The organism is Streptomyces sp. NPDC014889, assembly GCF_043081205.1.
Lineage (GTDB): Bacteria > Actinomycetota > Actinomycetes > Streptomycetales > Streptomycetaceae > Streptomyces.
In genome coordinates this window covers 311,098-336,984 of sequence record NZ_JBIBWH010000004.1, presented here as the reverse complement: position 1 = coordinate 336,984, position 25,887 = coordinate 311,098, and the positions used below count along the sequence as shown (strand labels likewise).

At 72.4% G+C, this 25,887-nt stretch carries 26 protein-coding genes; 13 read left to right on the top strand and 13 right to left on the bottom strand.

The window, feature by feature from the left end; genetic code table 11:
• Positions 1-22 precede the first annotated feature (22 nt).
• Positions 23-1,171 carry an alpha/beta fold hydrolase gene (locus ACF09J_RS10370; protein WP_392304959.1) on the bottom strand — a complete coding sequence of 383 codons (1,149 nt, stop codon included), beginning with the start codon at positions 1,169-1,171 and terminating at the stop codon, positions 23-25.
• Between the two features lie 221 nt (positions 1,172-1,392).
• Between ACF09J_RS10370 and ACF09J_RS10365 the strand changes: the two genes are divergently transcribed.
• From ACF09J_RS10365 to ACF09J_RS10350, 4 genes are all read left to right on the top strand, one after another.
• A complete protein-coding gene (locus tag ACF09J_RS10365; protein ID WP_392304958.1) occupies positions 1,393-1,605 on the top strand; it encodes a hypothetical protein in 213 nt (70 codons plus the stop codon).
• A gap of 236 nt (positions 1,606-1,841) precedes the next feature.
• Positions 1,842-2,486, top strand: a complete 645-nt coding sequence (locus ACF09J_RS10360; RefSeq protein ID WP_390828628.1) for a TetR/AcrR family transcriptional regulator — start codon at positions 1,842-1,844, stop codon at positions 2,484-2,486.
• Positions 2,487-2,661: 175 nt separating this feature from the next.
• Entirely contained in the window at positions 2,662-2,889 is a 228-nt protein-coding gene (locus tag ACF09J_RS10355) for a DUF3107 domain-containing protein (RefSeq protein ID WP_062711803.1), read from the top strand.
• 204 nt (positions 2,890-3,093) lie between these two features.
• A complete protein-coding gene (locus tag ACF09J_RS10350; protein WP_392304957.1) occupies positions 3,094-3,363 on the top strand; it encodes a hypothetical protein in 270 nt (89 codons plus the stop codon).
• Between the two features lie 58 nt (positions 3,364-3,421).
• On the opposite strand, the gene ACF09J_RS10345 is transcribed toward ACF09J_RS10350, so the two are convergent.
• The gene (locus ACF09J_RS10345) at positions 3,422-4,168 is read right to left on the bottom strand and encodes a ferritin-like fold-containing protein (protein ID WP_392304956.1); all 747 of its coding nucleotides are present in this window, start codon (positions 4,166-4,168) and stop codon (positions 3,422-3,424) included.
• A gap of 490 nt (positions 4,169-4,658) precedes the next feature.
• On the opposite strand from ACF09J_RS10345, the gene ACF09J_RS10340 reads away from it, so the two are divergent.
• Together ACF09J_RS10340 and ACF09J_RS10335 are read left to right on the top strand one after the other, a co-directional pair.
• Positions 4,659-7,100, top strand: coding sequence for a DEAD/DEAH box helicase (locus ACF09J_RS10340; RefSeq protein WP_392304955.1), 2,442 nt, complete (start codon positions 4,659-4,661; stop codon positions 7,098-7,100).
• 573 nt (positions 7,101-7,673) lie between these two features.
• A complete protein-coding gene (locus ACF09J_RS10335) occupies positions 7,674-8,561 on the top strand; it encodes an alpha/beta fold hydrolase (RefSeq protein ID WP_392304954.1) in 888 nt (295 codons plus the stop codon).
• On the opposite strand, the gene ACF09J_RS10330 is transcribed toward ACF09J_RS10335, so the two are convergent.
• Positions 8,558-9,454 carry an NYN domain-containing protein gene (locus tag ACF09J_RS10330; protein ID WP_392304953.1) on the bottom strand — a complete coding sequence of 299 codons (897 nt, stop codon included), beginning with the start codon at positions 9,452-9,454 and terminating at the stop codon, positions 8,558-8,560. The genes ACF09J_RS10335 and ACF09J_RS10330 overlap by 4 nt on opposite strands.
• Before the next feature lie 196 nt (positions 9,455-9,650).
• On the opposite strand from ACF09J_RS10330, the gene ACF09J_RS10325 reads away from it, so the two are divergent.
• Positions 9,651-9,803 (top strand): hypothetical protein, encoded by a 153-nt coding sequence (locus ACF09J_RS10325; protein ID WP_141358650.1) that lies wholly within the window; start codon positions 9,651-9,653, stop codon positions 9,801-9,803.
• A 73-nt stretch (positions 9,804-9,876) separates the two neighbouring features.
• Here the strand turns inward: ACF09J_RS10325 and ACF09J_RS10320 are convergent, their stop codons facing one another.
• From ACF09J_RS10320 to ACF09J_RS10310, 3 genes are all read right to left on the bottom strand, one after another.
• On the bottom strand, positions 9,877-10,482 hold the full coding sequence (locus tag ACF09J_RS10320) for a MarC family protein (RefSeq protein WP_392304952.1): 606 nt from the start codon (positions 10,480-10,482) through the stop codon (positions 9,877-9,879).
• A gap of 52 nt (positions 10,483-10,534) precedes the next feature.
• The gene (locus tag ACF09J_RS10315) at positions 10,535-11,392 is read right to left on the bottom strand and encodes a PHP domain-containing protein (protein ID WP_392304951.1); all 858 of its coding nucleotides are present in this window, start codon (positions 11,390-11,392) and stop codon (positions 10,535-10,537) included.
• Positions 11,393-11,498: 106 nt separating this feature from the next.
• Positions 11,499-12,140: a DUF6758 family protein gene (locus tag ACF09J_RS10310; protein ID WP_392304950.1), complete on the bottom strand. Its 642-nt coding sequence runs from the start codon at positions 12,138-12,140 to the stop codon at positions 11,499-11,501.
• Positions 12,141-12,288: 148 nt separating this feature from the next.
• Here ACF09J_RS10310 and ACF09J_RS10305 point away from each other — a divergent pair, with 148 nt between their 5' ends.
• Complete coding sequence (locus ACF09J_RS10305) at positions 12,289-13,545, top strand: MFS transporter (RefSeq protein ID WP_392304949.1); 1,257 nt, start codon at positions 12,289-12,291, stop codon at positions 13,543-13,545.
• Between the two features lie 30 nt (positions 13,546-13,575).
• Here the strand turns inward: ACF09J_RS10305 and ACF09J_RS10300 are convergent, their stop codons facing one another.
• Entirely contained in the window at positions 13,576-14,160 is a 585-nt protein-coding gene (locus ACF09J_RS10300; protein ID WP_392304948.1) for a suppressor of fused domain protein, read from the bottom strand.
• Between the two features lie 488 nt (positions 14,161-14,648).
• On the opposite strand from ACF09J_RS10300, the gene ACF09J_RS10295 reads away from it, so the two are divergent.
• Positions 14,649-15,764, top strand: coding sequence for a magnesium and cobalt transport protein CorA (locus ACF09J_RS10295; protein WP_392304947.1), 1,116 nt, complete (start codon positions 14,649-14,651; stop codon positions 15,762-15,764).
• A gap of 22 nt (positions 15,765-15,786) precedes the next feature.
• Positions 15,787-16,299, top strand: a complete 513-nt coding sequence (locus ACF09J_RS10290) for a hypothetical protein (protein WP_392304946.1) — start codon at positions 15,787-15,789, stop codon at positions 16,297-16,299.
• 23 nt (positions 16,300-16,322) lie between these two features.
• Here the strand turns inward: ACF09J_RS10290 and ACF09J_RS10285 are convergent, their stop codons facing one another.
• Complete coding sequence (locus ACF09J_RS10285) at positions 16,323-17,069, bottom strand: hypothetical protein (RefSeq protein ID WP_392304945.1); 747 nt, start codon at positions 17,067-17,069, stop codon at positions 16,323-16,325.
• Between the two features lie 220 nt (positions 17,070-17,289).
• Here ACF09J_RS10285 and ACF09J_RS10280 point away from each other — a divergent pair, with 220 nt between their 5' ends.
• The 3 genes from ACF09J_RS10280 to ACF09J_RS10270 are packed head-to-tail and all read left to right on the top strand — an operon-like array spanning position 17,290 to position 20,338.
• A complete protein-coding gene (locus ACF09J_RS10280; protein ID WP_392304944.1) occupies positions 17,290-18,573 on the top strand; it encodes a magnesium transporter MgtE N-terminal domain-containing protein in 1,284 nt (427 codons plus the stop codon).
• Positions 18,563-19,162, top strand: coding sequence for a DUF1003 domain-containing protein (locus ACF09J_RS10275; protein WP_392304943.1), 600 nt, complete (start codon positions 18,563-18,565; stop codon positions 19,160-19,162). Before ACF09J_RS10280 ends, ACF09J_RS10275 begins: the two co-directional genes overlap by 11 nt.
• Before the next feature lie 42 nt (positions 19,163-19,204).
• Positions 19,205-20,338: an Mrp/NBP35 family ATP-binding protein gene (locus ACF09J_RS10270; protein WP_392304942.1), complete on the top strand. Its 1,134-nt coding sequence runs from the start codon at positions 19,205-19,207 to the stop codon at positions 20,336-20,338.
• A gap of 106 nt (positions 20,339-20,444) precedes the next feature.
• Here the strand turns inward: ACF09J_RS10270 and ACF09J_RS10265 are convergent, their stop codons facing one another.
• From ACF09J_RS10265 to sigE, 5 genes are all read right to left on the bottom strand, one after another.
• A complete protein-coding gene (locus ACF09J_RS10265) occupies positions 20,445-21,116 on the bottom strand; it encodes a hypothetical protein (protein WP_392304941.1) in 672 nt (223 codons plus the stop codon).
• A 205-nt stretch (positions 21,117-21,321) separates the two neighbouring features.
• A complete protein-coding gene (locus tag ACF09J_RS10260) occupies positions 21,322-21,795 on the bottom strand; it encodes a sec-independent translocase (RefSeq protein WP_392304940.1) in 474 nt (157 codons plus the stop codon).
• Between the two features lie 177 nt (positions 21,796-21,972).
• Positions 21,973-24,045: a trypsin-like peptidase domain-containing protein gene (locus ACF09J_RS10255; RefSeq protein WP_392304939.1), complete on the bottom strand. Its 2,073-nt coding sequence runs from the start codon at positions 24,043-24,045 to the stop codon at positions 21,973-21,975.
• 111 nt (positions 24,046-24,156) lie between these two features.
• Complete coding sequence (locus ACF09J_RS10250) at positions 24,157-25,104, bottom strand: zf-HC2 domain-containing protein (protein WP_392304938.1); 948 nt, start codon at positions 25,102-25,104, stop codon at positions 24,157-24,159.
• Positions 25,101-25,802: an RNA polymerase sigma factor SigE gene (gene sigE / locus ACF09J_RS10245; RefSeq protein WP_392304937.1), complete on the bottom strand. Its 702-nt coding sequence runs from the start codon at positions 25,800-25,802 to the stop codon at positions 25,101-25,103. Before sigE ends, ACF09J_RS10250 begins: the two co-directional genes overlap by 4 nt.
• Between the last annotated feature and the right edge of the window lie 85 nt (positions 25,803-25,887).

Here is a 25,887-nt window from a genome sequence, read left to right as displayed (position 1 = left end):
CTGTGGCGTCCCACGTCGGCCCTCAGCCCCCCGTGCTCGCGCCGAAGGATGCTCCGCCGCCGGTCTCCGGCCGGGAGGCGCCACCGACCGCCCCGGCACCGGGAGCGCCGGTGCCCGTGCCCCGAGCCCGGTCCACGCGCTCGACGCCGGTCCGTGCCCCGCCGTCGCCCCCGGCCCCGGCGTCCGCTCCCGGTTCCTTCATCGATCCGGCCTCCAACTCTCCTGTGTCCACCAGCAGTTCGCGGAACGCGGTGGCCACGGTCTCCGGGTACTCCATCATCGCCACATGGCCGGCGTCCGGCAGGGTGAGGAGGCGAGAGTCGCGGAAGGCACGGGCCGCCCGCCGGGCCATGCGGAAGCCGACGAGCTGGTCACGGCCGCCGTAGATCAGCAGCGTGGGCGCGAGGACCCGCTCGGCCTGTCTCCACAGGCTGTGCTGACCGCCCAGCGTGTACGCGTCCACGATCCCGCGCGCGGAGCGCGACATCGCGTCCCAGAAGTATGGCAGTTGGAGCCGCCGCTCCATCTCCTCCACCGCGTTGCGGAAACCCTCGTCCGTCACCCGGCCCGGGTCGCCGTAGCACAGGGCCATGACCCCGCGGACCCGCTGCTCCGCCGTCCATTCCCGGGTGAGCCGGGTGAACAGGGCGGTGACGCCGGGCACCGCGAGCAGGCCGGTCGGCAGGGCGGTGCGCTGCACCCGGAGTTCGGGCAGCGCGGGCGAGACGAGCGTGAGCGTCCGCACGAGGTCGGGCCGCAGTGCCGCGACACGGGTGGTCACGGCGCCGCCCAGCGAGTTGCCCATGAGGTGCACCGCTCCTCGCCCGGAGGCGTCGAGGAGGCGGATGACCGCGCGCGCGTGCCCGGTGACGGAGTAGTCGCCGTCGTCCGGGGGCGGGGAGTCGCCGAAGCCCGGCAGGTCGACGGCCTCGCCGTCGACGAGGCCGTCGAGCAGCGGCATCAGGGCGGACCAGTTCCGGGAGGAGCCACCGAGGCCGTGCACGTACAGCGCGGGCGGCAGTCCCTCGCGCGCGGGCGGCCGCGAGCGTACCGACAGCGTGATGCCCGGCAGTTCGACCGAGCGCAGCCGTTCGCCCTCCTCGACCCCGACGGGTGTCACCCTCGGCAGAACGTTGGCGGGCGGCACGAAGGGCAGCTCGGTCGAAGACATGCGCCAATGTTACGAGACGATCACGTAGTGACTCCTGTGTTCGTCTGTGTCAGCCGTCACAGATCGTGCGCATGTGGGACCGCCGTTCGGACCACGGATCGCATAGCGTCGCCAACGGGTGTCTCCTACGCTCGTACAGAGGGCACCCGCACATGGCCCCTGCTTCTTCCAGGGACATTCGCAGGGACATTCCGCAGCATGCAGCAGGAAGGGAGCCCAGCATGGCATTCGACCCCACCGATCCCGAGACGTACGAGGACGACAACGCCACGGAGATCGCCGTCGAGGCCCCGGAGGGCGACGCCGCCGAGCAGCACGCCGACGTCGCGCCGGACCACGACGAACCCCCCACCGGGGATCCTGACCGCGCCAACGAGGCCGATCTCATCGAACAGGCGCGGGGCGTCTCCATCGACGAGGACGACTACCGGTGAGGAACGGGGCGCACAAGGTGGCGCGTGGGGCGGCACTCGGGACGCGCGGCGGGAAAGACCGCCGCTGAGCAGGAGTGGAGCCTCATGCCCACCTTGAGCCCGTTTGAAGCCTTCTATGCCGCTTCTGTCGCTGTCCGGTCCGTGAAATCCTGCGCTCGCACCGCGCACACCACGGTTACCGAAAAGTACGATGGCGGCGCGGCGCACACCGCATGTGGACGACTTTGGGAGGCGGCGTGACAGCCATCGAGCAGACAGAGGCGGCACGCCCGCGGGGCACGCGCCTGCCGCGCCGTGCCCGACGGAACCAGCTGCTGGGCGCCGCCCAGGAAGTCTTCGTGGCGCAGGGCTACCACGCGGCCGCCATGGACGACATCGCCGAGCGCGCCGGGGTCAGCAAGCCGGTGCTCTACCAGCACTTCCCGGGCAAGCTCGACCTCTACCTCGCCCTGCTGGACCAGCACTGCGAGTCGCTCATCCAGTCGGTGCGCGGCGCGCTCGCCTCGACCACCGACAACAAGCAGCGCGTGCGCGCCACGATGGACGCGTACTTCGCGTACGTCGAGGACGACGGCGGCGCCTTCCGGCTCGTCTTCGAGTCGGACCTGACCAACGAGCCGGCGGTGCGCGAGCGCGTCGACAAGGTCACCAACGAGTGCGCCGAGGCGATCTGCGACGTCATCGCGGAGGACACCGGCCTCTCGCGCGCGGAGTCGATGCTGCTGGCCTCGGGCCTCGGCGGACTCGCCCAGGTGGTGGCCCGTTCCTGGCTGCACAGCGACCGCAGCGTCCCGCGCGACCAGGCGGTCCAGCTGCTGGCGTCCCTGGCGTGGCGCGGCATCGCCGGTTTCCCGCTGCACGGCGCCGAGCAGCACCACTGACCACAGGCGGCACCACCGCACCCGGCCGGAGCACCGCCGTACGGGGGTTCTGTTCCCGTGCGCTGTTCGCTCCTGGCGTTCCCGGGCGGAGCGTGTTCGTCCCCTCACCGGGCTAATGTGTGCTGGTACGGCGCGGAAGGTCGCGCACTTCACTGACCGTCGGAGGGACATAGCCGTGGAGGTCAAGATCGGCGTGCAGCACGCGCCCCGCGAGATCGTTCTGGAGAGCGGTCAGAGTGCCGAGGAGGTCGAGCGAGCGGTGTCCGAGGCGCTGGCCGGGAAGTCGCAGCTGCTGACCCTCGTCGACGAGCACGGCCGCAAGGTGCTGGTCCCGGCCGACCGGCTCGCGTACGTCGAGCTCGGTGAGCCGGCCCCGCGCAAGGTGGGCTTCGGCGCGCTGTAGTCGCGGCGCCGTCGGACGACGGGAGGGGGCCCGGCGGCGGAGAGCCGCGGGGCCCCCTCCGGCGTTCCGCCGGCACGGACTGCTTCACCTGCGGCTTCACGGGTGGCGCACAATCCCCTCATAGGGAGGGTTGCGTTCCGCAGGTCAGGGGTATGACGGGCTACGACCGCCCGGCACCGGCCGATCGTGTGGGAGGGAACCATCATGTTCTTGGAAGCGCTCGGCTCCGCGCTGATCGGTCTGCTGCTCGGCTGGACCGCGTTCCACCGCCTGTCCCACCGGCTGCCGTCGCGTCTCCTGGTGCAGTCGACGGGTGTCGCGGGGGGCCTGTTCGGTGCCTTCGTCACCCACAGCGCGCTGGGCTCCGGCAGCCTGCTGCCGACGCTGCTCGGCGCTGTGGTCGTCTCCGCCGCCTCGCTGTCCCTGCTGGTGCGCCCCGCGGGAAGACTGCGCCGGCGGTCGGCGCCGGCCTGATCCGACGCCGACGGGGGCGCACCCCCTGAAACCGCCTCCCGGCGGTCCTGTGCGAGGCCTACGCGGCCAGCCCCAGCGCGGCCATCCGCTTGGTGTGCGCCTCGGTGATCCGGGAGAACATCCTGCCGACCTCGGCGAGGTCGAATCCGTCCGCGACACCGCCGACGAGCATCGTGGACAGCGCGTCCCGGTCGGCCACGACCCGCTGGGACTGCGACAGGGCCTCGCCCATCAGCCGCCGCGCCCACAGTGCGAGACGGCCGCCCACGCGCGGGTCCGCGTCGATCGCCGCGCGCACCTTCTCCACCGCGAACTCGGCGTGCCCGGTGTCGTCCAGGACGGCCAGGACCAGCTCGCGCGTGTCGGAGTCCAGGCGGGCGGCGACCTCCCGGTAGAAGTCGCTGGCGATCGAGTCGCCGACGTAGGCCTTGACGAGGCCCTCCAGCCAGTCCGAGGGCGCGGTCTGCCGGTGGAAGCCGTCGAGCGCGGCGACGAACGGCTCCATCGCGAGCGTCGGCTCCTCGCCGATCTCCGTGAGCCGGTCGCGCAGCCGCTCGAAGTGGTGGAACTCGGCCGACGCCATCTTCGCCAGTTCGGCCTTGTCCGCGAGCGTGGGCGCCAGCTTGGCGTCCTCCGCGAGCCGCTCGAACGCCGCGAGCTCTCCGTACGCGAGGGCGCCGAGCAGGTCCACGACCGCGGCGCGGTACTGCGGGTCGGCGGCGGCCGTCGCCCAGTCCTGGGCGGCGATGCCGGTGGGCTCGGCGGGCGTCTCGGAGGCGTTGTCAGACTTGTCAGAGCTCGTCATGAAGCGCACAATAGCCCGCTCTCCGCGTCTGCGAAGGACCTGCTCAACCAGTGTGACGACGACTACGTGACCGAATCGGCCATCACGTGTGCGCGTTTCCGGGGTATGGTGGTAATGCGCCTGCTGGGTATGCCGTCGTGTTTCGGTGTATGTCGACAGGCCGCACGCATGAGGATGCCCGGTCGGTGGCCCGATCGGCTCCGACCCGACAGCCCTCCCTGACCGTACGGCACTGTGCGTACGACGATCGGAGGGACCTCCAAGCGGTTCGAGCGCTAGAGCGTCGGCTGTGGTCCCGTGCCACACGGCCCGCCCGCGTGGGCGGCCGACGTCCCCGGCACGGTCAGACACGACCCCCGCGCTCGCCTCGCACCGCGCACACAGAAGAGGCAGCACCCTGACTACGACGTTCCGAGAACTCGGGATCCTCCCCGAGACCGCCGAGGCCCTGGAAGCCGTCGGCATCATCACTCCCTTCCCCATCCAGGAGATGACGCTCCCCGTGGCCCTGACGGGCACGGACGTCATCGGCCAGGCCAAGACCGGCACCGGCAAGACGCTCGGCTTCGGCCTTCCGCTCCTCGAGCGGGTCACCGTCCCCGCCGATGTCGAGGCGGGCCGCGCGCGGCCCGAGGACCTCACCGACACCCCGCAGGCGCTCGTCGTCGTCCCCACGCGCGAGCTGTGCGTGCAGGTCACCAACGACCTGCTGACCGCGGGCAAGGTGCGCAACGTACGCGTCACCGCGATCTACGGCGGCCGGGCGTACGAGCCGCAGGTCGAGGCCCTGAAGAAGGGCGTCGACGTGGTCGTCGGCACCCCGGGCCGTCTGCTGGACCTGGCCGGCCAGAAGAAGCTGAACCTGAAGCACGTCAAGAGCCTGGTGCTCGACGAGGCCGACGAGATGCTCGACCTGGGCTTCCTGCCCGACGTCGAGAAGATCATCGACATGCTGCCGGTCAGGCGGCAGACCATGCTGTTCTCGGCCACCATGCCGGGCGCGGTCATCGGTCTGGCCCGCCGCTACATGTCGCAGCCGACGCACATCCGCGCCACCGCGCCGGACGACCAGGGCGCGACGGTCGCGAACATCAAGCAGTTCGTGTTCCGCGCGCACTCGCTCGACAAGCCGGAGATGGTCGCCCGCATCCTCCAGGCCGACGGCCGCGGACTGGCGATGATCTTCTGCCGTACGAAGCGCACGGCCGCCGACATCGCCGAGCAGCTCCAGCGCCGCGGCTTCGCCTCCGGCTCGGTCCACGGCGACCTCGGCCAGGGCGCCCGCGAGCAGGCGCTGCGCGCCTTCCGCAACGGCAAGGTCGACGTGCTCGTCTGCACCGACGTCGCCGCGCGCGGCATCGACGTCGAGGGCGTCACACACGTCGTCAACTACCAGTCGCCCGAGGACGAGAAAACGTACCTGCACCGCATCGGCCGTACGGGCCGCGCGGGCGCGAAGGGTACGGCGATCACGCTCGTCGACTGGGACGACATCCCGCGCTGGCAGCTCATCAACAAGGCGCTGGAGCTGGACTTCAACGACCCGGTCGAGACGTACTCGACCTCGCCCCACCTCTTCGCCGAGCTGGGCATCCCCGAGGGCACCAAGGGCGTCCTGCCGCGTGCGGAGCGCACCCGCGCCGGGCTCGAGGCGGAGGAGCTGGAGGACCTCGGCGAGACCGGCGGCCGCGGTGCACGCGGTCGCGGTGGCCGGGGCGGCCGGAGCGAGGCCCGTCCGGCGGACCGTGAGCGCTCCGCGGACCATGAGCGCCCGGCGCGTACGCAGCGTCGCCGGCGCCGCACCCGTGGCGGGGCGCCGGTGGACCCGGCGGCGGTCACGACGGCCGACGGCACGTCCGTCGAGGCCACGGTCGCGGAGGAGGCGTCCGGCACGCGCACGCCGCGCCGTCGGCGCCGGATGCGCGGCGGTGCGCCGACCCAGCCGGTGACGGCCGGGGAGCCGACGGCACCGTCCGAGCCGGTTGAGACCGTCGAGCCCGCGGAGTCCGCGGTGACGACGGCCGAGGGCCCCGCCCTCGACGCTACTGAAGCACCCGCGAAGCCGCGTCGCCGCCGTACCCGCAAGTCGGCCGAGCAGGCGGTCACGACGGCCGGTTCCGGGACCGAGGTCGCGCCGGAACCGGCGGCTGCGGCCGAGACCGTCGCCGAGACGGCCCTGGACACGGCCGAGTCCACCGCGGACCAGCCCGAGGCCAAGCCGCGCCGCCGCACCCGCAAGACGACGGCCACCGCGCCGGACGCCGCCGAGAGCGCCGTCGACGAGGCGGAGACCAAGCCCCGTCGCACCCGGAAGGCAGCGGCCGCAGCGCCGGAAGCGGCCGTGGACACGGTCGAGGCCAAGCCTCGCCGTACCCGCAAGGCCGCCGCGACGGTCGCCGGGGAGATCCCGGCGCAGGTGGCCGACGCGCCGGACAGCGCCGCCGAGGCGGCGGTCGACAGCGCCGAGGGCGCGGAGGCCAAGCCGCGCCGCCGCACCCGCAAGGCGGCGACCGCGCCCGAGGCCGTGGTGGACGCCGCCGACGAGGCGGAGGCCAAGCCGCGCCGGCGGACCCGCAAGACCGCCGAGACGGCCGACGCGCCCGTCGCCGACGAGGCCACGGCAGCCAAGCCCCGCCGCACCCGCAAGGCCACGGCCGCCGCGGACGCGCCGGAGGCCGCCGAGGCCAAGCCCCGCCGCGCCCGGAAGACGGTCGCGGCGACGGCGGAGGCCGACGAGGTGGAGGTCAAGCCCCGTCGCCGAACCCGCAAGGTCGCCGAGGCTCCCGCGGAGGCCGCCGACGCGGTCGCCGAGCCGAAGCCGCGCCGCACCCGCAAGACCGCGGCCGCCGTCGAGGCGGCGGTGGACACCGCCGAGATCCCGGCGCAAACCACCGGCAAGACCGCCACCACGGCGGAGCCCACGGAAGCCTGACCCGGCACGCACGCCCCAGCGGCCCGGCCCACCCCGAGTGGGACCGGGCCGCAGGCGTAGGCGACGCGTCCCGCCGGTGCACCCCGACCACCCAACTCTGCGGCGGACACCGCCAAGATCCCGGCGGAGTCCACGGACGCCCGACCCGGCGCCCGGGCGCCCGTGCACAACCCTTGCGGAGGGGACGCGACCCGCCGTTCACCCCAACCACCCGACCCGCCGCGCCGCACCCGCAACGCGGCGCTGGACACCGCCGGAAAAACCGCCACCACGACGGAGTCCACCGGACGCCCGACCCGGCGCCCCGGCGCCCGTGCACAACCCTTGCGGCCCGGCCCACCCCATGGGACCGGGCCGCAGGCGTACCCGGCGCGGCGCGGAGCGGCCCCGTCCGTTCACCCCAACCGCCCAACCCGCCGCGGAGTCCACAAGAGCGGGTCCTGCGCCCCGGGCGGCCACCCCTTACCCGGGGCGAACCGGCCGTCGGTTCACCCTGGTCGCCCAACCATCGGTCGCTTCACCCGAACTGCCGTCCCGGTGCCCCGAAGACGGCGTGGCCGGTAGCCTCGGCGCATGAGCAGGCCTCCTTCGTTCCTCCCGCCGCCGGGGGCGCGTGCCTACCGGCTGCGTACTGCGCGCGGTCAGTTCGCCGTGGTCGACATGGCCGCGGCGGCCGGTGCCGAGCCGCGGGGCACCGCGCTGCTGCTGCCGGGGTTCACCGGGAGCAAGGAGGACTTCAACCCGCTGCACATGCCGCTCGCGGCGCGCGGGTACCGCACGGTGGCCGTGGACGGACGCGGGCAGTTCGAGTCGGACGGGCCGGTGGACGACGAGTCCGCGTACGCACAGGGGGAACTCGCCCGGGACGTCCTCGCCCAGGCGGAGGCGCTGGGCACGCCGGTGCATCTGCTGGGGCACTCGCTCGGCGGACAGATCGCCCGCGCGGCCGTGCTCCTCGACCACTCCCCCTTCGTCTCGCTCACCCTGATGGCCTCCGGCCCGGCGCAGATCTCCGTCTCCCAGCAGCAGCGCGTGAAACTGCTGCGGGACGCTCTCGGCGTGATGTCGATGGCCGAGGTGTGGGAGGTCATGCAGGCGACGGAACCGCCCGAGGAGTCCGGCACCGGCGCCGGACTCGACGCGGGCCTCGCCGACCGCACGGAGCTGCGCCACCGCTGGCTGGGCCACAAGCCCGCCCAACTCCTGGCGACCGGACGGCAGTTGTGCACCGAGCCGGACCGCGTCGCCGAACTCGCCGCGCGGCCGCTGCCGTTCCACGTGCTCTCGGGCGAACGGGACGACACCTGGCCCGTGCCCGTCCTGGACGACATGGCCCGGCGACTGGGCGCGCTGCGCACGGTCGTCGAGGGGGCCGAGCACTCCCCCAACTGCGACCAGCCGCTCGCCACCGCCCGCGCCCTCGCCGCCTTCTGGGACACCGCCACCGCGGCGGCCGGCTAGAACTGCCCCTGAAGGTGCTCCCAGAAGCCGTCGCGCAGCGAGCGCCGCAGGTCCGCCTGGCCGCGCAGGGAGTACTGGAGCAGGCCCTCGGCCTCCACCAGCAGGTCCTGGTCCACCGAGCCCGGCAGATACGGATGCCCGGGGAGCAGTTCCGCCACGGTTTCACGGCCGCGCGCCGCGAGCCACTTGGCCGCGATCTGCGCGCCCACGAACCGGACGCTCTCACGGGTCGGGCGGGCCGTCTGAGCGGGATCGTAGGCGGGCGCGGTGCGCCGGGAGACGTACGGCTTGAAGAACTCCAGGTCGAGCGTGCGCTGGCTGTCGACCTCCCAGAGCAGCGGCTCGGCCTGGTTGCGGGCGTCGGGGGCCTCGATGCCCCACAGGTGCACCCGGGCGCCGTAGCCCTGGGCGGCCTCCACCGCCGAGACCAGGTCCTCGTCGCCGCCGAGCAGCGCCGCGTCGCTGATGGCGCGGTGCCGGGCCAGTGACTCCAGGTCCGAGCGGATGAGGGAGTCGACGCCCTTCTGCTGGTTGTTGGCGTTGAGGTTGCCCAGGCGTACCTTGACGTCGGGCAGTTCGGCGATCGACTGCTGCTCGGCGGTGTGGATGCGGCGGCGGGCCCCGTCGTACCAGTAGACGCGCAGCAGCCGGCTGTCGGCGAAGACCGTGCGCGCCCGGTCGATGAGCGCGTCGATCAGCCCCTCGGCGTCCAGGTCGAAGGAACGGCGGTCCTCCGTCCCGGCCACCAGCCGCCCCGCCGCCGCGTAGAGGTATCCGGCGTCTACGAAGATCGCATGGGTCGAGGGCGTCTTCGCCACCTCGGCGAGCATGCGTTGCAGCAACTCGTTGGTGCGGTCGATGCGGGCGGACAGCGCCGCGAGGTCACCGTTCATCGCCCTCCATTGTCCCGGCGGTCACGCTGTGAACACAACCGGTCCCGGTCGGTCAATTGAAGCTGCCTTACCGGTCACTGATTAGACACTCGAAAAATTTCTTTAGCGTAGGGAATGTTTGCATCCTGCACTTCGTTGTACCCGAGTGAAGCCAAGTAGTTCTCCTCAGGAGGATGACCAGACGAAGGGAGAGGCAATGCGCTTCGAAATCATGCGACTCGACGAGGTCGACGGCACACCCGTGGACTGCACCGTCGTGGACGCCGCCTCCGTCAACCGGATCGTTCAGCAGGCCGCCGCTGTAGGACAGCGGCTGTGGATCCGCCCGGCCGGGACCACGGCCTCATAACAGGAACGGATCACCGCAGAAGCTTCGAAGCCCCCGTACGGCAGCCGTACGGGGGCTTCGCGCACGCGCGGGCTCAGGCGCCCCGGATCACCTGCGTGACCCCGTTGATGATCTGCTGCACGGCGATCGCGGAGAGCATCATGCCCGCGAGCCGCGTCACCAGGACCACGCCGCCGTCCTTGATGACCCGGATGATCAGCAGCGAGTAGCGCATGACCAGCCACAGCACCACGTGGATGGCGAGGATCGCCGACCACACCGATATCTGGCCCGCCACGCCGCCGGCCTTCTCCACGGCGAGGATGACGGACACGATCGCGCCGGGACCCGCGAGCAGCGGCATGCCGAGCGGGACCAGCGCGACATTGACGTCCTTGGTCTGCTTGGGCTCGTCCGTCTTGCCGGTGAGCAGGTCGAGCGCGATCAGGAGCAGGAGCAGTCCGCCGGCGATCATCAGCGCCGGGACGGACACGTGCAGGTAGCCCAGGATCTGGTTGCCGAGCACGCCGAAGACGGCGATGACCCCGCCGGCCACGCAGACGGCCTGGAAGGCCATGCGCTTCTGCGTCTTGGCGGGCCGTCCGGCGGTCAGCGCGAGGAAGATCGGGGTGATCCCAGGGGGATCCATGATGACAAAAAGGGTGAGGAACAGGGAGCCGAAAACGGCAGCGTCGAACATCGGTGAGAGGCCTTGCGGAAGAGAAGTGACGTGAGGGCGGGCGAGGCGGGCCTCAGACCCCGCCGGTCCCCGGCACCGGGAACGCCCCGGTGGCCCGCCGCGTGATCTCCCCGTACACATCGGGATGCGTCGTGAACTCACCGAGCGAGACGGTCTTGCGGCTGCCGTGGTAGTCGCTGGAGCCGGTCGTGAGCAGTCCCAGTTCGCCGGCCAGCCCGCGCAACCGCGCCCGGTCGTCGGAGTCGTGGTCCATGTGGTCGACCTCGATGCCGTCCAGCCCGGCCGCGGCCATCTCGGCGATGCGGGACTCCGGCACCGTGCGACCACGCTTGACCGCGGCCGGGTGGGCGAAGACGCACACTCCGCCCGCGCCCTTGACCAGCCGGATCGCCTCGAAGGGGTCCGTCTCGTGCTTCGCGACCCAGGCGCGGCCGCCGTCGGCCAGCCAGTCCGGGGTGAAGGCGTCGCTCACGGTCGGTACGACGCCGAGCTCGACCAGCGCCGAGGCGATGTGCGGCCGCCCGACCGAGCCGTCGCCCGCGATCCGCGCGACCTGCTCCCAGGTGACCGGCACGCCCAGCGCCTCCAGCTTGGCGATCATGGCCTTGGCCCGGGGCACCCGGTCGTCGCGGACCAGCTCGCGCTCGGCGAGCAGCGCGGGCTCCGCGGGGTCGAAGAGGTAGGCCAGCAGGTGCATGCTGACGCCGTCGACACGGCAGGAGAGCTCGGCACCGGTGACGAGGGTGAGCCCCTCGGGGAGTGCGGCGATCGCCTCGGCGTGCCCGCGGGTGGTGTCGTGGTCGGTCAGCGCGACGACGTCCAGACCCGCCGCGGCGGCGCCCAGCACCAGCTCGGCCGGGGTGTCCGTGCCGTCGGACGCGCTGGAGTGGGTGTGCAGGTCGATGCGCACGACACGGACTCCAGGCTCTGACGGGACGGAAGGGGACACCCCAGGATAACGGGCGCCGGCGGGTACCCTGTCACACCCGCGACCGCCGAGCGCCCCCTACGGATCGCTACGGATGCAGCAGCCGCGGCGACAGCGCCCCGCACGGGACGAGTTCGAGTTCGGCGCCCGCGTCGCGCAGATCGGCCAGCACCAGCTCGTCGTACATCAGCAGCCCGGACTGCTCGGGCCACACCACCGCCCACAGCCACAGCCCGAGCGCCTCGCCCGCGAAGACGGCCCGGTCGTCCGGGGCGCCGGAGACGTGCCACAGCGGGGTGGGGCGGCCGCCGGCCAGGAGCTTGGCGTCGGGCGGCTTCTCCACGTCCAGGTAGGTGCCGGGGTCCGGGCCGTCGATGCCTGCGTAGCGCGCGCCGAGACCGACGCCGAGTTCCTCGGCGACCAGGATGAGCTCACCCATGCCGCCGAGCGGCCCTGGCCCGGAACAGGCCACGGCGGTGGCACGGCCGCCGCTGCGCTCGTCCCCGGCGTAGGCCACGCCGGTGAACAGCCAGCCGACCGGCAGCGGCCACGGCATCCACACGGGTACCTGGGTCCGCTGCACCACGACACCGAGGGCTTCGACGCTGGGCGGGATCACGGGCTGCAGCGGATAAACGGTCCCGTGCACATCGCACTGCCAGGAATCGCTGAAGAGTCCGGGAGCCCTGACCCGGCCACCGCACTTCGGGCAACTGGGTTCGCCCCTCATAGGGCCCCACGGTCCTACCCCGGCAGCGCCGCGTCAAGGACGATCACCCGTCCGGCCCGGACGCCCACCACGACGAACTAGGTGCATGTTGCATCAATTAGGGTGGCTAACTTATTATGTGTAAACAGCAACGATCGGAGGAAACAACATGCACAGCAGTACAGGGGGTCCCTCGGAGGGTGACGACCCGTTCGACGCGGGCGCGGGAAGCATCCTGCGGCAGCCCAGGGCGGTGTGGGCGACGGCCGGCGCGTCCGTCGTCGCCTTCATGGGCATCGGGCTCGTCGACCCGATCCTGCCCTCCATCGCCAAGGGCCTGAACGCCACCGCGAGCCAGGTCTCCCTGCTCTTCACCTCGTACTTCCTGATCACCGCCGTCGCGATGCTGGTGACCGGCTTCGTGTCCAGCCGTATCGGCGGCCGCAAGACCCTGCTGCTCGGCCTCGCCCTCGTGGTGGTCTTCGCCGGACTCTCCGGCACCTCGGGCTCCGTCGCCCAGCTCGTCGGCTTCCGGGCCGGCTGGGGCCTCGGCAACGCGCTCTTCGTCTCGACCGCCCTCGCGGTCATAGTCGGCGCGGCGGCCGGAGGCAGCGCGGCGGCGATCCTGCTCTACGAGTCGGCGCTCGGCCTCGGCATGGCCTGCGGCCCGCTGGTCGGCGCGCTGCTCGGCAACGCGAGCTGGCGCTATCCGTTCTTCGGCACCGCGTTCCTGATGGCCGTCGGCTTCCTTTGCATCACCGCGTTCCTGAAGGAGCAGCCGAAGCCCGCCCGCAAGACCTCCCTGCTGGACCCGGTCAGGGCGCTCGGCCACGGCGGTCTCGCCTCGGCGGCGGTCTCGGCGTTCTTCTACAACTACACGTTCTTCACCGTGCTGGCCTTCACCCCGTTCGTGCTGAACATGACCCCGTACAAGTCGGGTGCGGTGTTCTTCGCCTGGGGTGTGCTGCTCGCCCTGTTCTCGGTGGTGGTGGCGCCGCGCATGCAGGCCCGGTTCGGCTCGCTGAAGGTTCTCGGCGGCTCCCTGGTGCTGCTGGCCGCCGACGTGGTCGTGCTCGGCTACGGCGACCACACGACCGCCGTCGTCTGCACCATCCTGTCCGGCGCCTTCATCGGCGTGAACAACACCGTCTACACCGAGCTGGCCCTCGGGGTGTCGGACGCCCCCCGTCCGGTGGCGAGCGCGGGCTACAACTTCGTGCGCTGGTTCGCCGCGGCCGCCGCGCCCTTCCTGGCGCCGAAGATCGCGGAGTGGACCGACATCCACGTGCCGTTCGTGGTCGCGGGGGCGACCGCGGTGGCGGGCGCGCTGGTCGTCGCGGTCCGCCGCCGGGCCCTCCATCACGAGGCGGAGGAGCTCCAGCCGCGGCACGCCACCGAGGACAGCGTCACGGTGTTCGCCAACTGACATGGGCCGACGGCCTGTTGGTGAGCTTGCTCACTCCAGCGGGACGGAACCGCGGGCGGGGTCCCGCAGGTCCGTCCCGTGACTCAGCCAGCGCTCCCGCAGGGCCTGCGCACCGTGCACCCGCTTCCAGGCGGCCTCGTTCGGGGTCATCGGCAGCAGCGGCAGGAACCGTACGGGATCCCGCGGCTCGTCGAGTTCCAGGTCCTCCACCAGGCCCCCCGGCTCGGCCACCAGGACCGAGGTGAAGGGCGCGCCGGGCCACAGCGGCTCGCCCACGTCGAGCGAGGCGCCCGGCGTCACGACCACGCCCTCGACCTGCGGCGACGCCCCCAGCACGGCGAGCGGGCGGAGCACCTTGTCGGTGTCGGCGAGGCCGGCGCGGACGGAGAGGACCAGTTCGGCGCGCGGCCCCTCGACCGGGTCGGCGATCAGCGCGGTGGGGTCGGTCATGGGCCGGGCGGACATGCCGAGGGTGGCGTACCTGACGATGTCCCCCTCGTGGAAACGCAGCACCTCGAGCCGGTCGGTGCCGAGGAAGGTGACCGCGGCGCGGGCGTCCGGTTCGCCCAGCGCGGAACGCAACCGGGCCTCCACCAGAGGAAGAACATCAGCCATGCGGCGAGCATAGAACTCGTCAGCGGCAGGCAAAGCGGCGCCTTGACACACCGGGCTGCTGATACTCTTGGCCGGTCGTCCGGGGCAGCGCGCAACGGGGTGCCCCCCAGGTGTTCAGCCCTGGGGAGGTCGCAATCCGGCCCCGACGCCCGATGGGACTCCCTTACGAGGGACCGGCCGGAGGAGGTGAGGCTGTCATGGATCGAAGTCGACCGTGCAGTAGCACCCGCTCTTCCCGCCGCTGATGTCGTCGCTCTGACTCCGGTCGGTCGCCACCTCTCGCGTTCGTGCCCCGCGCACGTCCTACGGAAGAGCACTTCGTTTCGTTTTGATCTGTCTGATCTGTCAGTGACGAAGCTCGCCACCGCGACGGTGCGGTGCTCCCCGCTTTGTGGACGTGCCAAACATCCCTGAGGCCACCACGTCCTCATTCCGGGCAGTTCCGACCGCCCTCGGCAGCTCGTCGCTCGCTGCGAAGGAGCCCCGCCATGTCGATGATCCGCGACCTGCGTTCCGTGGTCCGCACCTCACGCCCGGCCCCCCGCCGGGACGACGGCGCGTACGACACCACGCGCGACCCGGCGGCTCCCTCGGCCATCGTGGACTGCGCCGTCTACCGCGACGGCTCCCGCGTCCCGACCGACCGGCCGCTCACCCCGCAGGAGGCGATGCGCCAGGTGCGGCGCGACGGGGGCTTCGCGTGGATCGGCCTGCACGAGCCGAACGAGGCCGAGTTCGCCGGTATCGCCGAGGAGTTCGGGCTGCACCCGCTGGCCGTCGAGGACGCGGTCACGGCCCACCAGCGGCCCAAGCTGGAGCGCTACGACGACACGCTCTTCACGGTGTTCAAGACCATCCACTACGTCGACCACGACGAGCTCACCCCGAACAGTGAGATCGTGGAGACCGGCGAGGTGATGTGCTTCACCGGCCGGGACTTCTTCATCACCGTCCGGCACGGCGGCCAGGGCTCCCTGCGCGCCCTGCGCCACCGCCTTCAGGACGACCCCGAGCTGCTGGCCAAGGGCCCCTCCGCGGTGCTGCACGCCATCGCCGACCACGTCGTCGACGGGTACATGGCGGTCGCGGACGCGCTGCAGGAGGACGTCGACGAGGTCGAGACGGAGGTGTTCTCGCCGGGCCGGGGCGGCACCCCGCGCGGCACCGACGCCGGCCGGATCTACCAACTCAAGCGCGAGGTACTGGCGTTCAAGCGGGCGGTGGCGCCTCTGCTGCGGCCCATGCAGCTGCTGAGCGAGCGCCCGATGCGGCTGATCGACCCGGACATCCAGAAGTACTTCCGGGACGTGGCCGACCACGTGGCCCGCGTGCAGGAGCAGGTCGTCGGCTTCGACGAGCTGCTCAACTCCATCCTCCAGGCCAACCTGGCGCAGGCGTCCGTCGCCCAGAACGAGGACATGCGCAAGATCACGTCATGGGCGGCGATCATCGCCGTGCCGACGATGGTCTGCGGGGTGTACGGCATGAACTTCAAGTACATGCCCGAACTGCACCTGAAGTACGGCTATCCGCTGGTCCTGGCCGTCATGGCCGGGATCTGCCTGGGCATCCACCGCACGCTCAAGCGCAACGGCTGGCTGTGAGCGGGCTCGTTACCCTTCTGCCATGAACACCGAGCTGCTCGACCAGGCCCTCGTCGAGGAGGCCACCAAGAAGTCCGGCCTGATCTGGGTCAAGGGCCCCGGCGTCCCGGCCCGCGCCCTGTGGCACGTCTGGCACGACGGCGCGGCATGCGTGGTGGGCGACGGGCCCGGCGAGCAGCCGCTGCCCGGACTGGCCGACGGGGCCGGCGCCGAGGTGACGGTGCGCAGCAAGGACAAGGGCGGCCGCCTGGTCACCTGGTCCGCGCGGGTCGTGGAGGTCGCGCCGGACTCCGCGCGGTGGCAGGAGACGGTGGCCGAGCTGAAGGGGAAGCGGCTCAACGCGCCCGACGGCGAGGCCATGACGGCGCGCTGGGCCCGCGAGTGCCGGGTGCTGCGCCTGGAGCCCACCGGGACGACCGGGGCGCTGCCGGAGGGCTCGCTGGCCGAGGCGCCGCTGCCCACACCGGCGACGACCCGCCGGCCGGCCCCGGACGGGCTGCCGCGGCTGTTGGCGAAGCGGAAGCGGCGGAAGTAGCCCCTCCCCCCGGGGGGCGGGAGTCAGGACGTCGGCAGCTGCTTGCCGTAGTCGACCGTCTCGCTCTCCTTCGGCTGGGCCAGGGCGAAGTCCTTGCCCCAGTCCGAGAAGCTCAGCGTCCCCGCGTCGCCCGCGCGCACTAGGCGCAGCGGGTAGGGGGTGCCCTCCAGGGAGACGTCCAGGGTGCCCCCGGAGCCCTTGCCGCCGGTGATGCGGATGGTGCGGACCCCCGCCTGCTCGTGGTGCCCGTCGGTCGCCACCGTGCCGTGCAGCGTCAGCAGCCCGTCGAGGAGGACGTCCTTGTCCGTGAAGCCGCTGAACCGCTGGTACGCGGGATCGCCCTGCGGCACCTTCACATACTTGCCGTCCAGCTTGTCGGCGGCCCCGGTGGCCTTGCCGTCGCCGTCGACCTGGCCCCAGAACCCGGCGTCCGCCTTCAGGTAGAGCTGTTCCCCGACCCGCAGCAGCCCGAAGGTCACCCCCTGCGAGGTGACCGAGCCGGTACCGCCCTCGTCCTTCAGGCGCATGTCGAGCCGGTACGTACGCCCGTTGCTGACCACGTTCCCGGACAGGTGCACGGTGTCCGCGGCGGAGGCCGCCGCCCTCGTCCTCGTCTGGATCTTGTCGGCCGGCAGTTTGCCCACCCCGTTGGTGCCCGCGTCCGGATCGTCCCCGGAACACCCCGTCAGGCCCGCGCCCGCGACGACCAGGGCACACAGCGCGCTTGTCAGCGCGGTCCGGCGGGTACGGCCCTGGGGAATCACGGTCACAGGTGGAGCTGCCTTTCCGACGGGTGTCCTCAAGCGGCGTACGGCAGCGTACCGGGGCCGCGCACGCCCGGTGGAACTGGCTCGTGCGGACGCTCACCAGGGCGTATCCGAGGTGGACGGGCTAGCCTGAAGCGCACCTGAGCGGGCAATTGGGAAAAGAAACCCGGCACACACGACACGCACCACACGCACCACACAGCCGCGCAAAGGAGGCGCAGCCATGGCAGCGGGCGCCCCCCGGATCTTCGTCTCGCACCTTTCCGGAATCGCCGTCTTCGACCCGACGGGCGACCAGGTGGGACGCGTACGCGATCTGGTTGTCATGCTGCGCGTCGGACGCCGGCCGCCCCGTCTGCTCGGACTGGTCGTCGAACTCGCCACCCGGCGCCGCATCTTCCTGCCCATGACCCGGGTGACCGGCATCGAGTCCGGCCAGGTCATCACCACGGGTGTGCTCAACGTCCGCCGCTTCGAGCAGCGACCCACCGAACGCCTCGTCTTCGGCGAGCTGCTCGACCGGCGGGTGACGCTGGTGGAGACCGGCGAGGAGGTGACGGTCCTGGACATGTCGGTGCAGCAGTTGCCCGCGCGCCGGGACTGGGAGGTCGACCGTGTCTTCGTCCGCAAGGGCAGGAAGGGCGGCGCGTTCCGGCGCAACCGGGGAGAGGCGCTGACCGTGGAGTGGTCCGCGGTCACCGGTTTCTCCCTGGAGGAGAACGGGCAGGGCGCGGAGAGCCTGCTCGCCACCTTCGAGCAACTGCGCCCCGCCGACCTGGCCAACGTGCTGCACCACCTGTCCGCCAAGCGGCGCGCCGAGGTCGCCGCCGCGCTCGACGACGACCGGCTCGCCGACGTCCTCGAGGAGCTCCCGGAGGACGACCAGATCGAGATCCTCGGCAAGCTGCAGGGCGAACGCGCGGCCGACGTGCTGGAGGCGATGGACCCGGACGACGCCGCCGACCTGCTCGCCGAGCTGCCGACGGAGGAGCAGGAGCGGCTGCTGGGGCTGATGGAGCCCGCCGACGCGGCCGACATGCGCCGGCTGATGTCGTACGAGGAACACACCGCGGGCGGCCTGATGACGACCGAGCCGATCATCCTGCGCCCGGACGCGACCGTCGCCGACGCTCTGGCCCGCGTCCGCAACCGGGACCTGTCCCCCGCGCTGGCCGCCCAGGTCTACGTCTGCCGGCCGCCCGAGGACACCCCGACCGGGAAGTACCTGGGCACCGTGCACTTCCAGCGGCTGCTGCGCGACCCGCCCTACACCCTCGTCGGCTCCATCCTCGACGACGACCTGCAGCCCCTCGCGCCCGACGCCACGCTGCCGGTCGTCGCCGGGTTCTTCGCGACCTACGACATGGTGGCGGCGCCCGTCGTCGACGAGTCCGGCGCGCTGCTCGGCGCGGTCACCGTGGACGACGTCCTGGACCACATGCTGCCGGACGACTGGCGGGAGACGGAGTACGACCTGGACGAGGGGGCGGCGGCGCATGGCGGCTGAACGAGAGGGCACCCGCGAGCGGCTCCCGGTGGGCGCCACCGCCGCCGGGCGGCCGCGGGCCGGCCGGCTGGACCAGCCGCGCCCGCCCCGGCGCCGGCTGCTGCCCGAGTGGGACCCGGACGCCTTCGGGCGGCTGTCCGAGCGCATCGCGCGGTTCCTGGGCACCGGGCGCTTCATCGTCTGGATGACGGTGGTGATCATCGTGTGGGTGCTGTGGAACGTGGCCGCGCCCCGGCATCTGCGGTTCGACGAGTACCCGTTCATCTTCCTGACCCTGGCCCTGTCCCTCCAGGCCTCCTACGCCGCCCCGCTGATCCTGCTGGCGCAGAACCGGCAGGACGACCGGGACCGGGTCAACCTCGAACAGGACCGCAAGCAGAACGAGCGGTCGATCGCCGACACCGAGTACCTGACCCGCGAGATCGCGGCGCTGCGCATGGGCCTGGGCGAGGTGGCGACCCGCGACTGGATGCGCTCGGAGCTCCAGGACCTGGTCAAGGACCTGGAGGAGCGGACCCTCGACGGGCACCGCCGGCCCGGGGTATTCCCGGCGGATCACCCGCACGCGGGTGACATGGACGACCGGTGACGGGGTCCCGGCGGCCGCACCGGGCGCCGTACCATCGTCCTTATGGCTACGGAAGACGCGGTGCGCGCAGCTCTGGCGACGGTTGACGATCCCGAGATCCACCGGCCCATCACCGAGCTCGGCATGGTCAAATCGGTGGAGATCGGCGCGGACGGAGCGGTCGCGGTCACCGTCTACCTGACGGTCTCCGGCTGCCCGATGCGCGAGACGATCACCCAGCGGGTGACCGACGCCGTCTCCCGGGTCGAGGGTGTCACCCGGGTCGACGTCACCCTCGACGTGATGAGCGACGAGCAGCGCCGGGAGCTGGCGACCGCGCTGCGCGGCGGCCAGGCCGAGCGCGAGGTCCCCTTCGCCAAGCCCGGCAGCCTCACCCGTGTGTACGCCGTCGCCTCCGGCAAGGGCGGCGTCGGCAAGTCCTCGGTGACGGTGAACCTGGCGGCGGCGATGGCGGCCGACGGCCTGAAGGTGGGCGTGGTCGACGCCGACATCTACGGCCACAGCGTGCCGCGGATGCTGGGCGCGGACGGCCGTCCGACCCAGGTCGAGAACATGATCATGCCGCCGTCGGCGAACGGGGTGAAGGTCATCTCCATCGGCATGTTCACCCCGGGCAACGCGCCGGTCGTCTGGCGCGGCCCGATGCTGCACCGCGCGCTCCAGCAGTTCCTGGCGGACGTGTACTGGGGCGACCTGGACGTCCTGCTGCTCGACCTGCCGCCCGGCACCGGCGACATCGCGATCTCCGTGGCCCAGCTGGTGCCCAACGCCGAGATCCTGGTGGTGACGACGCCTCAGCAGGCGGCGGCCGAGGTGGCCGAGCGGGCGGGCTCCATCGCCGTCCAGACCCACCAGAAGATCGTCGGCGTGGTCGAGAACATGTCCGGCCTGCCCTGCCCGCACTGCGACGAGATGGTCGACGTCTTCGGCACGGGCGGCGGCCAGGCGGTCGCCGACGGCCTGACCCGTACCACGGGCGCCACGGTCCCGGTGCTCGGCTCCATCCCGATCGACGTCCGCCTGCGCGAGGGCGGCGACGAGGGCAAGCCGGTTGTCCTGACCGACCCGGACTCCCCCGCGGGCTCGGCCCTGCGGGGAATCGCCGACAAGCTCGCGGGCCGTCAGCGGGGCCTCGCCGGACTGTCGCTGGGGATCACCCCGAAGAACAAGTTCTAGACCGTACGGGGCCCTTCGCGGCCCGTACCGCCCGTACGACACGAAGGGGCGCCGTCCCGCGTGGACGGCGCCCCTTCGTGTCGTGTCCCCCCTGTGCCGTGGGGTGTCAGGCGTACGCGCCGATGTCCTTGATCACGGCGAAACCGAGCCCGTACGCGCTCATGCCCCTGCCGTACGCCCCCAGGTGCACCCCCTGGGAGGTCGAACCGGCGAGCACCCAGCCGAACTCCGACTCCCGGTAGTAGAACGGCGTCGGGACGCCGTCCACGGGCAGGGAGAGCGTCGACCACGCCGGCCCTGACAGATCGTCGGCCAGTTCCCACGCGGTCTCCGTCTGCTGCTCCAGCCAGTCGTCCCGCAGGGTGTGGTCCACCTGCCCGGGCCAGGTGAAGGAGAGCAGGCCCACCGCGGCCAGCCAGGCCGCCGAGGAGACCGAGGTGGCCTCCAGCTGGCCCGTGCCGTCGGCGAGGCGCCGTTCGGGGTGGGCGGCGACGGTGACGACGACCGCGAACCTCTCCTTGGGCTCGTCCGGCGACCCGGACACGAACTCGTTGCGTACGGACGGCTCGTCGCCGTGCCCGGTCGAACCGTGTTCCACGGAACCGTCGGCCGAGGTGCCGACCTGCATCAGCCAGCGCTGCCCCGTGAAGGCCTCGTCGAGGCCGTACCAGGGAAAGGGCGCCAGCAGGTAGCTGTCGGCCGTACGCCGGACGAAGGGCGACTGTTGGCCACCCTCCGCGGTCGGCGCCTGCGCGCCTGCCCGACTTGTCGTCTCCATGTGCCGGACGCCTCCTCGCTCTCGTCGGACCGGGGCGGCCCGCCCCCCTTCGGGCGTACTCGTCCGGTCCGCACAACAACTCGGCAGCATATCCATCCCGCTTCGGGCAGCCGGGAAACCGCTCGGCGCGTGGGGCGCGGGTACAGCCGTTTCACGCCGCGCACGGGCCCGCACGCGGAGTGAAACGCGTCACACGGAACGCGGCTCAGGTGGCGTCCGCGTCGAAGGGCGGGCGCTCGTCCTGGCCGGTGCCCTCGGACTTCTTCGTCATGTCGATCCGGCCGTCCGCCGGACCCGAGGAGCCCGAAGAACCCGAAGAACTCGAGGAGGAGGTCGAGGACGCGGCGGAGTCGTACTCGTTGCCGTTGACCGCGTCCGTGATCTCGGCCATCTCCTTCTTCAGGTCGAAGCCGTTACGGATCTCCTTCAGCCCCAGGTCGTCGTTGTCCAGCTGCTTGCGGATGAACGTCTTGGGGTTGAGGTCCTCGAACTCGAAGTCCTTGAATTCCGGGCCGAGTTCGCTGCGGATGTCCTGCTTCGCGCTCTCCGAGAACTCACGGATCTTCCGGATCGTGCGGGTGACGTCCTGGATGACCTTCGGGAGCTTTTCGGGACCGAACACGAGCACCGCCACGATGATGATCGTCAGCAGCTCGAGCGGTCCTATGTCATTGAACACCTGAAGCTCCTTGCGATGTCCTCGGTCCTCGGCCCTCGGGTGGTCCGGTCTGTGTGGGGCTGTCCGTGGTCCGGGCCGGATCCACGGTACCCGTCCCACGTGCCGGACCGGTACCGCCCCGAGGTGTCGGACTGCGTGTACACGACGAGTTTGCCGACCTGTTCCGCACGTTTTGTGTCAGTTGCTGTGCGAGGACCCGAGTACCAGGGAGACCTCGCGTGTCTTTCCGTCGCGTCGGACGGTCAGTTCCAGGCGGTCGCCGGGGCGGTGGGCGCGTGTCTTGACGATCAGTTCCTCGCCCGAGTGGACGCGCCGGCCGTCCACCGCGGTGATGACGTCTCCGGCCCTGATGCCGGCCTTGTCGCCGGGACCGCCTGGGGTGACCGGGGGTCCGCCGTCCCGGCCCTTGGCGCCGACCCTGGCTCCGTCGCCGGGGTAGTTCATGTCCAGGGTCACCCCGATCACCGGGTGGCTGGCCCTGCCGTGGTTGATCAGTTCCTCGGCGACGCGCCTGGCCTGGTTGACGGGGATGGCGAAGCCCAGGCCGATGGATCCGGCCTGGCCGGCCTGCAGATCGGAGCCGGTGTCCGCGGAGCGGATCGCGGAGTTGATGCCGACGACCCGGCCCCGGGCGTCGAGGAGGGGGCCGCCGGAGTTGCCGGGGTTGATCGGGGCGTCGGTCTGGAGGGCGTCGACGTAGGACACGTCGCTGCCGTCGCCCTTCTCGCCGCCTGCCGTGATGGGGCGCTCCTTGGCGCTGATGATGCCGGAGGTGACGGTGTTGGCGAGGTCGAAGGGCGCGCCGATGGCGACGACCGGGTCGCCGACCTGCACGTTGTCGGAGTTGCCGAGGGGGATGGGGGTCAGGCCGCGCACGCCGCGGACCTGGACGACGGCGAGGTCGTAGCCGGCGTCCCGGCCGATGATCCTGGCCTTGGCGGTCTGGCCGCCGCTGAAGGTCACCGATATGTCGCCGCCGGAGGCGGCATTCTCGACCACGTGGTTGTTGGTGAGGACGTGGCCGAGGCCGTCGAGCACGAACCCGGTGCCGGTGCCCTGCTCGCCCGAGCCGCTGACGTGCAGCGTCACCACGCTGGGCAGGGCGCGGGCGGCGATACCGGCGACGCTGTCCGGGGCGCGCCCGGCGGGCTCCTTCCCGGCCTGCGGCAGTTCCACGGCGCCCACACCGCCGTTGCGCTCGATGTACGCCCCGGCCAGCCCGCCGAGCGCGCCGGACACCAGCGCGAGCACCACGGCCCCGCCGACCAGCGCCCGCGTGACCCGCCGGTGGCGCTGTTCGACACTGAGCGCACCGCCCCCGGTCTGCTGCAACGGCACGGCACCCCAGGGGTCGTAACGCCCCCAGGGGCCCGCGGGGGCGACGTCGGCACCGGGGTGCACCCCGGCAGCACCGGGATGGGTCCCGGCGGCGCCAGGGGCGGCCACGCCGTGCGCCGGGTCATTCCCGAGCGGCGTCCCCTGCGGTGCGGGACCGACCCCGGATGTGTCGGCCGGCACCTGCGGCGCCGAGGGCGGGCCGGAAGGCGCGGGCGGCATGCCGGCCGGGGCGCCCGGCTGGGTCGCCAGGGGCGCCGAACCGTACGTCTGGGCGTCCGTGGCGGCGGACGGGGTGCGGGAGGAGAGCCCGGGCGTCACCGTGCCGTGGGCGGGGGTCACCGCCGGACGCTGAACCGGTGGGGCGGGCGCCCAGGGGCCGGGCTCGCCGTACGGAGGGGTGCCGTAGGGATCGGGGTCGTGCAGGGGCCTGGGACGCTCACCGGGGTCGACGGACCCGGACGACCCCTCCACGGGCCGGTCGGCGGCCGTCCCGGCGGAGGCGCCGGGGACACCGGGACCGGCCGGAGCGGCCGGGGCGGTGGGTGCGGCAGGCCGGCCGGGCACCACCGGCGCGGCCGGTGCCCGGTCCGTTCGGGCGGCAAGGCCGGACGGGGTGCCCTCCGCACCGGCGGACGCCGGGCGCGGCTGGGCGAGTTCGAAGTCGGCGGAGGCCGGGAGCGGGCGTTCCAGCTCGTAGTCGCCGTCCCCGTCGGCCTGTTGGGGCACCGCGGCCCGTACGGGGGCCGGGGCCTGCGGCTCGTCGGCCCCGGGTCCACCGTTCGCCGTGCCCTGGGCGGAAGTCTCCTCGGCCGCCGGGGCCGACGCCGACGTGCCCTCCGGCCGGTCGTCCGGAGGCACTGAGCGGCTCCACCACCTCGGGCGGGCGGACTTCGTGGGCTTGCCCTCGTTCATGTTCTCCCCACAGCGGGACGCGGCACGGCGTCGACTCCGCGCCCCGACCGGTGTCATGGGCGCGACCACCGTGGATTCAACCAGGTTCCCCGGCCGCGGCGCAGGGTCCGGTCAGTGCGTCGTGCGGGAGGTGGCGGAGGGAGAGGGCGCGCTGAGCAGGCCCGGGGCCGTGAACCCCGGATCGGCGGACCACGAGGTCAGGGCGATCGGCGGAGTCGTCGTGAGCGGACGTATCAGCGGGGACATCACGGCCGCTCCGGCGACCACCGGGGTGGTCAGCGGATGCATCACGTCCTGCGCCTGCCCGCCCGGAGGCACGGCACCCGGGAGCAGCGGTGCGGCCAGCGGCGTAGAGGCTGCCTGCGCCGAGCCCGACGACCGCTGCCCCTGCGCCGACTGCGGCGCGGCCGACTGGCGGCGCCGCGCGGTGTCGGAGCCCGACGCCGCGCCCGTACCCGCCGTGCGCGCCGGAGTCACGTTGCTGCCGTTCCCGGCCCCGCCGCGCGCGTCCGCGGCGGTGTCACCCGCCGAGCCGCCGGTCATCCCGCCCAGGGCGAGGGCGGCCAGCGACACCGCCCCCGCGGCGACGAACGCGAACCGCATCCCGCGCGAGGCGGACCGCTCGGCGTCGCCGCGGCCGACGGGGTGGATCCGGAAGCCTCGGTCCTCCGCGGGGCCGGCTGGATGCGGCCCGGCCGGCACATAACCGAACTCGAACTGCTCGCCGCGCTTCACCCCGAACACTCCGGAGCGGGAGGACAACCCGCCGGGCAGTCCTCCCCCGTCCAGCGGTGAACCGCCACCGGTACTGCCCCCGGGGAGCCCCTGCAGGCGGGCCAGGAAGCTCTCGGAGGGAGGCGGTGGGGCCGTCTGCGCGAAGACGTTCTTCAGACGGCGCTGCGCGTCGACCTCCGCCTTGCACTTCGGGCAGGTGGCCACGTGCGCCAGGACACGCTCGCGCATGTCGTGACCGAGCTCGCCGTCCACCAGGGCGGCGAGCCGGTCTCCCAGATGCTGTTCCGCGAGGCGACCCGCGGGGTCCGGCCGTGATCCACTCACGCGGGCGCGCCCCCTCCCCCCAGCGCGGGGACGGGGGCCACGAAGCCACGGCGTCCGGCCCGGGCCTGCGGCGAGCGGTGCGCGAGGGCCTTGCGCAGCTGCGAGCGGCCGCGGTGGATGCGGGAGCGCACCGTGCCGAGCTTGACGCCCAGGGTCGCGGCGATCTCCTCGTACGACAGTCCCTCGATGTCGCACAGGACGACCGCGGCGCGGAACTCGGGCGCGAGGGTGTCCAGGGCCTGCTGGACGTCCGCGTCGAAGTGCGCGTCGTTGAAGAGCTGCTGCGGGGTCGGCTCCTTGCTGGCCAGCCGCTCGGCCGCGTCGTCGCCCAGCGCGTCGAAGCGGATGCGCTGCTTGCGGCGGACCATGTCCAGGAAGAGGTTCGTGGTGATGCGGTGCAGCCAGCCCTCGAACGTGCCCGGCGTGTAGGTCGACAGCGAGCGGAAGACGCGGACGAAGACCTCCTGGGTGAGGTCCTCGGCGTCGTGCTGGTTGCCGGTGAGGCGGTAGGCCAGGCGGTAGACACGGCCGCTGTGCGTGCTGACGATCTCCTCCCAGGTGGGCGGAGTCCACGCCTGCCCGTCCGCGTCGGTCGAGAAGGTCGCGGTCTGGGTGGATTCGGCGGCATGAGCCACGTCGGCAGCGGTGTCGGTCACGGATTTCGGCCTGCCCGCCGATCCGAGAAAGCGCCGGAGCACTCCTCCCCGATCCACAGGCGCAGCCGCACCTCCCCTGTCGGCTCTGGTGGTGTCCAGTGGAGCCCCTACCATAGCCACCTCGCCC

Coding starts and splice junctions, on each gene's coding strand:
- ACF09J_RS10370 (WP_392304959.1), bottom strand. CDS start 1,171: ATGTCTTCGACCGAGCTGCCCTTCGTGCCGCCCGCCAACGTTCTGCCG.
- ACF09J_RS10365 (WP_392304958.1), top strand. CDS start 1,393: ATGGCATTCGACCCCACCGATCCCGAGACGTACGAGGACGACAACGCC.
- ACF09J_RS10350 (WP_392304957.1), top strand. CDS start 3,094: ATGTTCTTGGAAGCGCTCGGCTCCGCGCTGATCGGTCTGCTGCTCGGC.
- ACF09J_RS10345 (WP_392304956.1), bottom strand. CDS start 4,168: ATGACGAGCTCTGACAAGTCTGACAACGCCTCCGAGACGCCCGCCGAG.
- ACF09J_RS10340 (WP_392304955.1), top strand. CDS start 4,659: ATGACGCTCCCCGTGGCCCTGACGGGCACGGACGTCATCGGCCAGGCC.
- ACF09J_RS10335 (WP_392304954.1), top strand. CDS start 7,674: ATGAGCAGGCCTCCTTCGTTCCTCCCGCCGCCGGGGGCGCGTGCCTAC.
- ACF09J_RS10330 (WP_392304953.1), bottom strand. CDS start 9,454: ATGAACGGTGACCTCGCGGCGCTGTCCGCCCGCATCGACCGCACCAAC.
- ACF09J_RS10325 (WP_141358650.1), top strand. CDS start 9,651: ATGCGCTTCGAAATCATGCGACTCGACGAGGTCGACGGCACACCCGTG.
- ACF09J_RS10320 (WP_392304952.1), bottom strand. CDS start 10,482: ATGTTCGACGCTGCCGTTTTCGGCTCCCTGTTCCTCACCCTTTTTGTC.
- ACF09J_RS10310 (WP_392304950.1), bottom strand. CDS start 12,140: ATGAGGGGCGAACCCAGTTGCCCGAAGTGCGGTGGCCGGGTCAGGGCT.
- ACF09J_RS10305 (WP_392304949.1), top strand. CDS start 12,289: ATGCACAGCAGTACAGGGGGTCCCTCGGAGGGTGACGACCCGTTCGAC.
- ACF09J_RS10300 (WP_392304948.1), bottom strand. CDS start 14,160: ATGGCTGATGTTCTTCCTCTGGTGGAGGCCCGGTTGCGTTCCGCGCTG.
- ACF09J_RS10295 (WP_392304947.1), top strand. CDS start 14,649: ATGTCGATGATCCGCGACCTGCGTTCCGTGGTCCGCACCTCACGCCCG.
- ACF09J_RS10290 (WP_392304946.1), top strand. CDS start 15,787: ATGAACACCGAGCTGCTCGACCAGGCCCTCGTCGAGGAGGCCACCAAG.
- ACF09J_RS10280 (WP_392304944.1), top strand. CDS start 17,290: ATGGCAGCGGGCGCCCCCCGGATCTTCGTCTCGCACCTTTCCGGAATC.
- ACF09J_RS10275 (WP_392304943.1), top strand. CDS start 18,563: ATGGCGGCTGAACGAGAGGGCACCCGCGAGCGGCTCCCGGTGGGCGCC.
- ACF09J_RS10270 (WP_392304942.1), top strand. CDS start 19,205: ATGGCTACGGAAGACGCGGTGCGCGCAGCTCTGGCGACGGTTGACGAT.
- ACF09J_RS10265 (WP_392304941.1), bottom strand. CDS start 21,116: ATGGAGACGACAAGTCGGGCAGGCGCGCAGGCGCCGACCGCGGAGGGT.
- ACF09J_RS10255 (WP_392304939.1), bottom strand. CDS start 24,045: ATGAACGAGGGCAAGCCCACGAAGTCCGCCCGCCCGAGGTGGTGGAGC.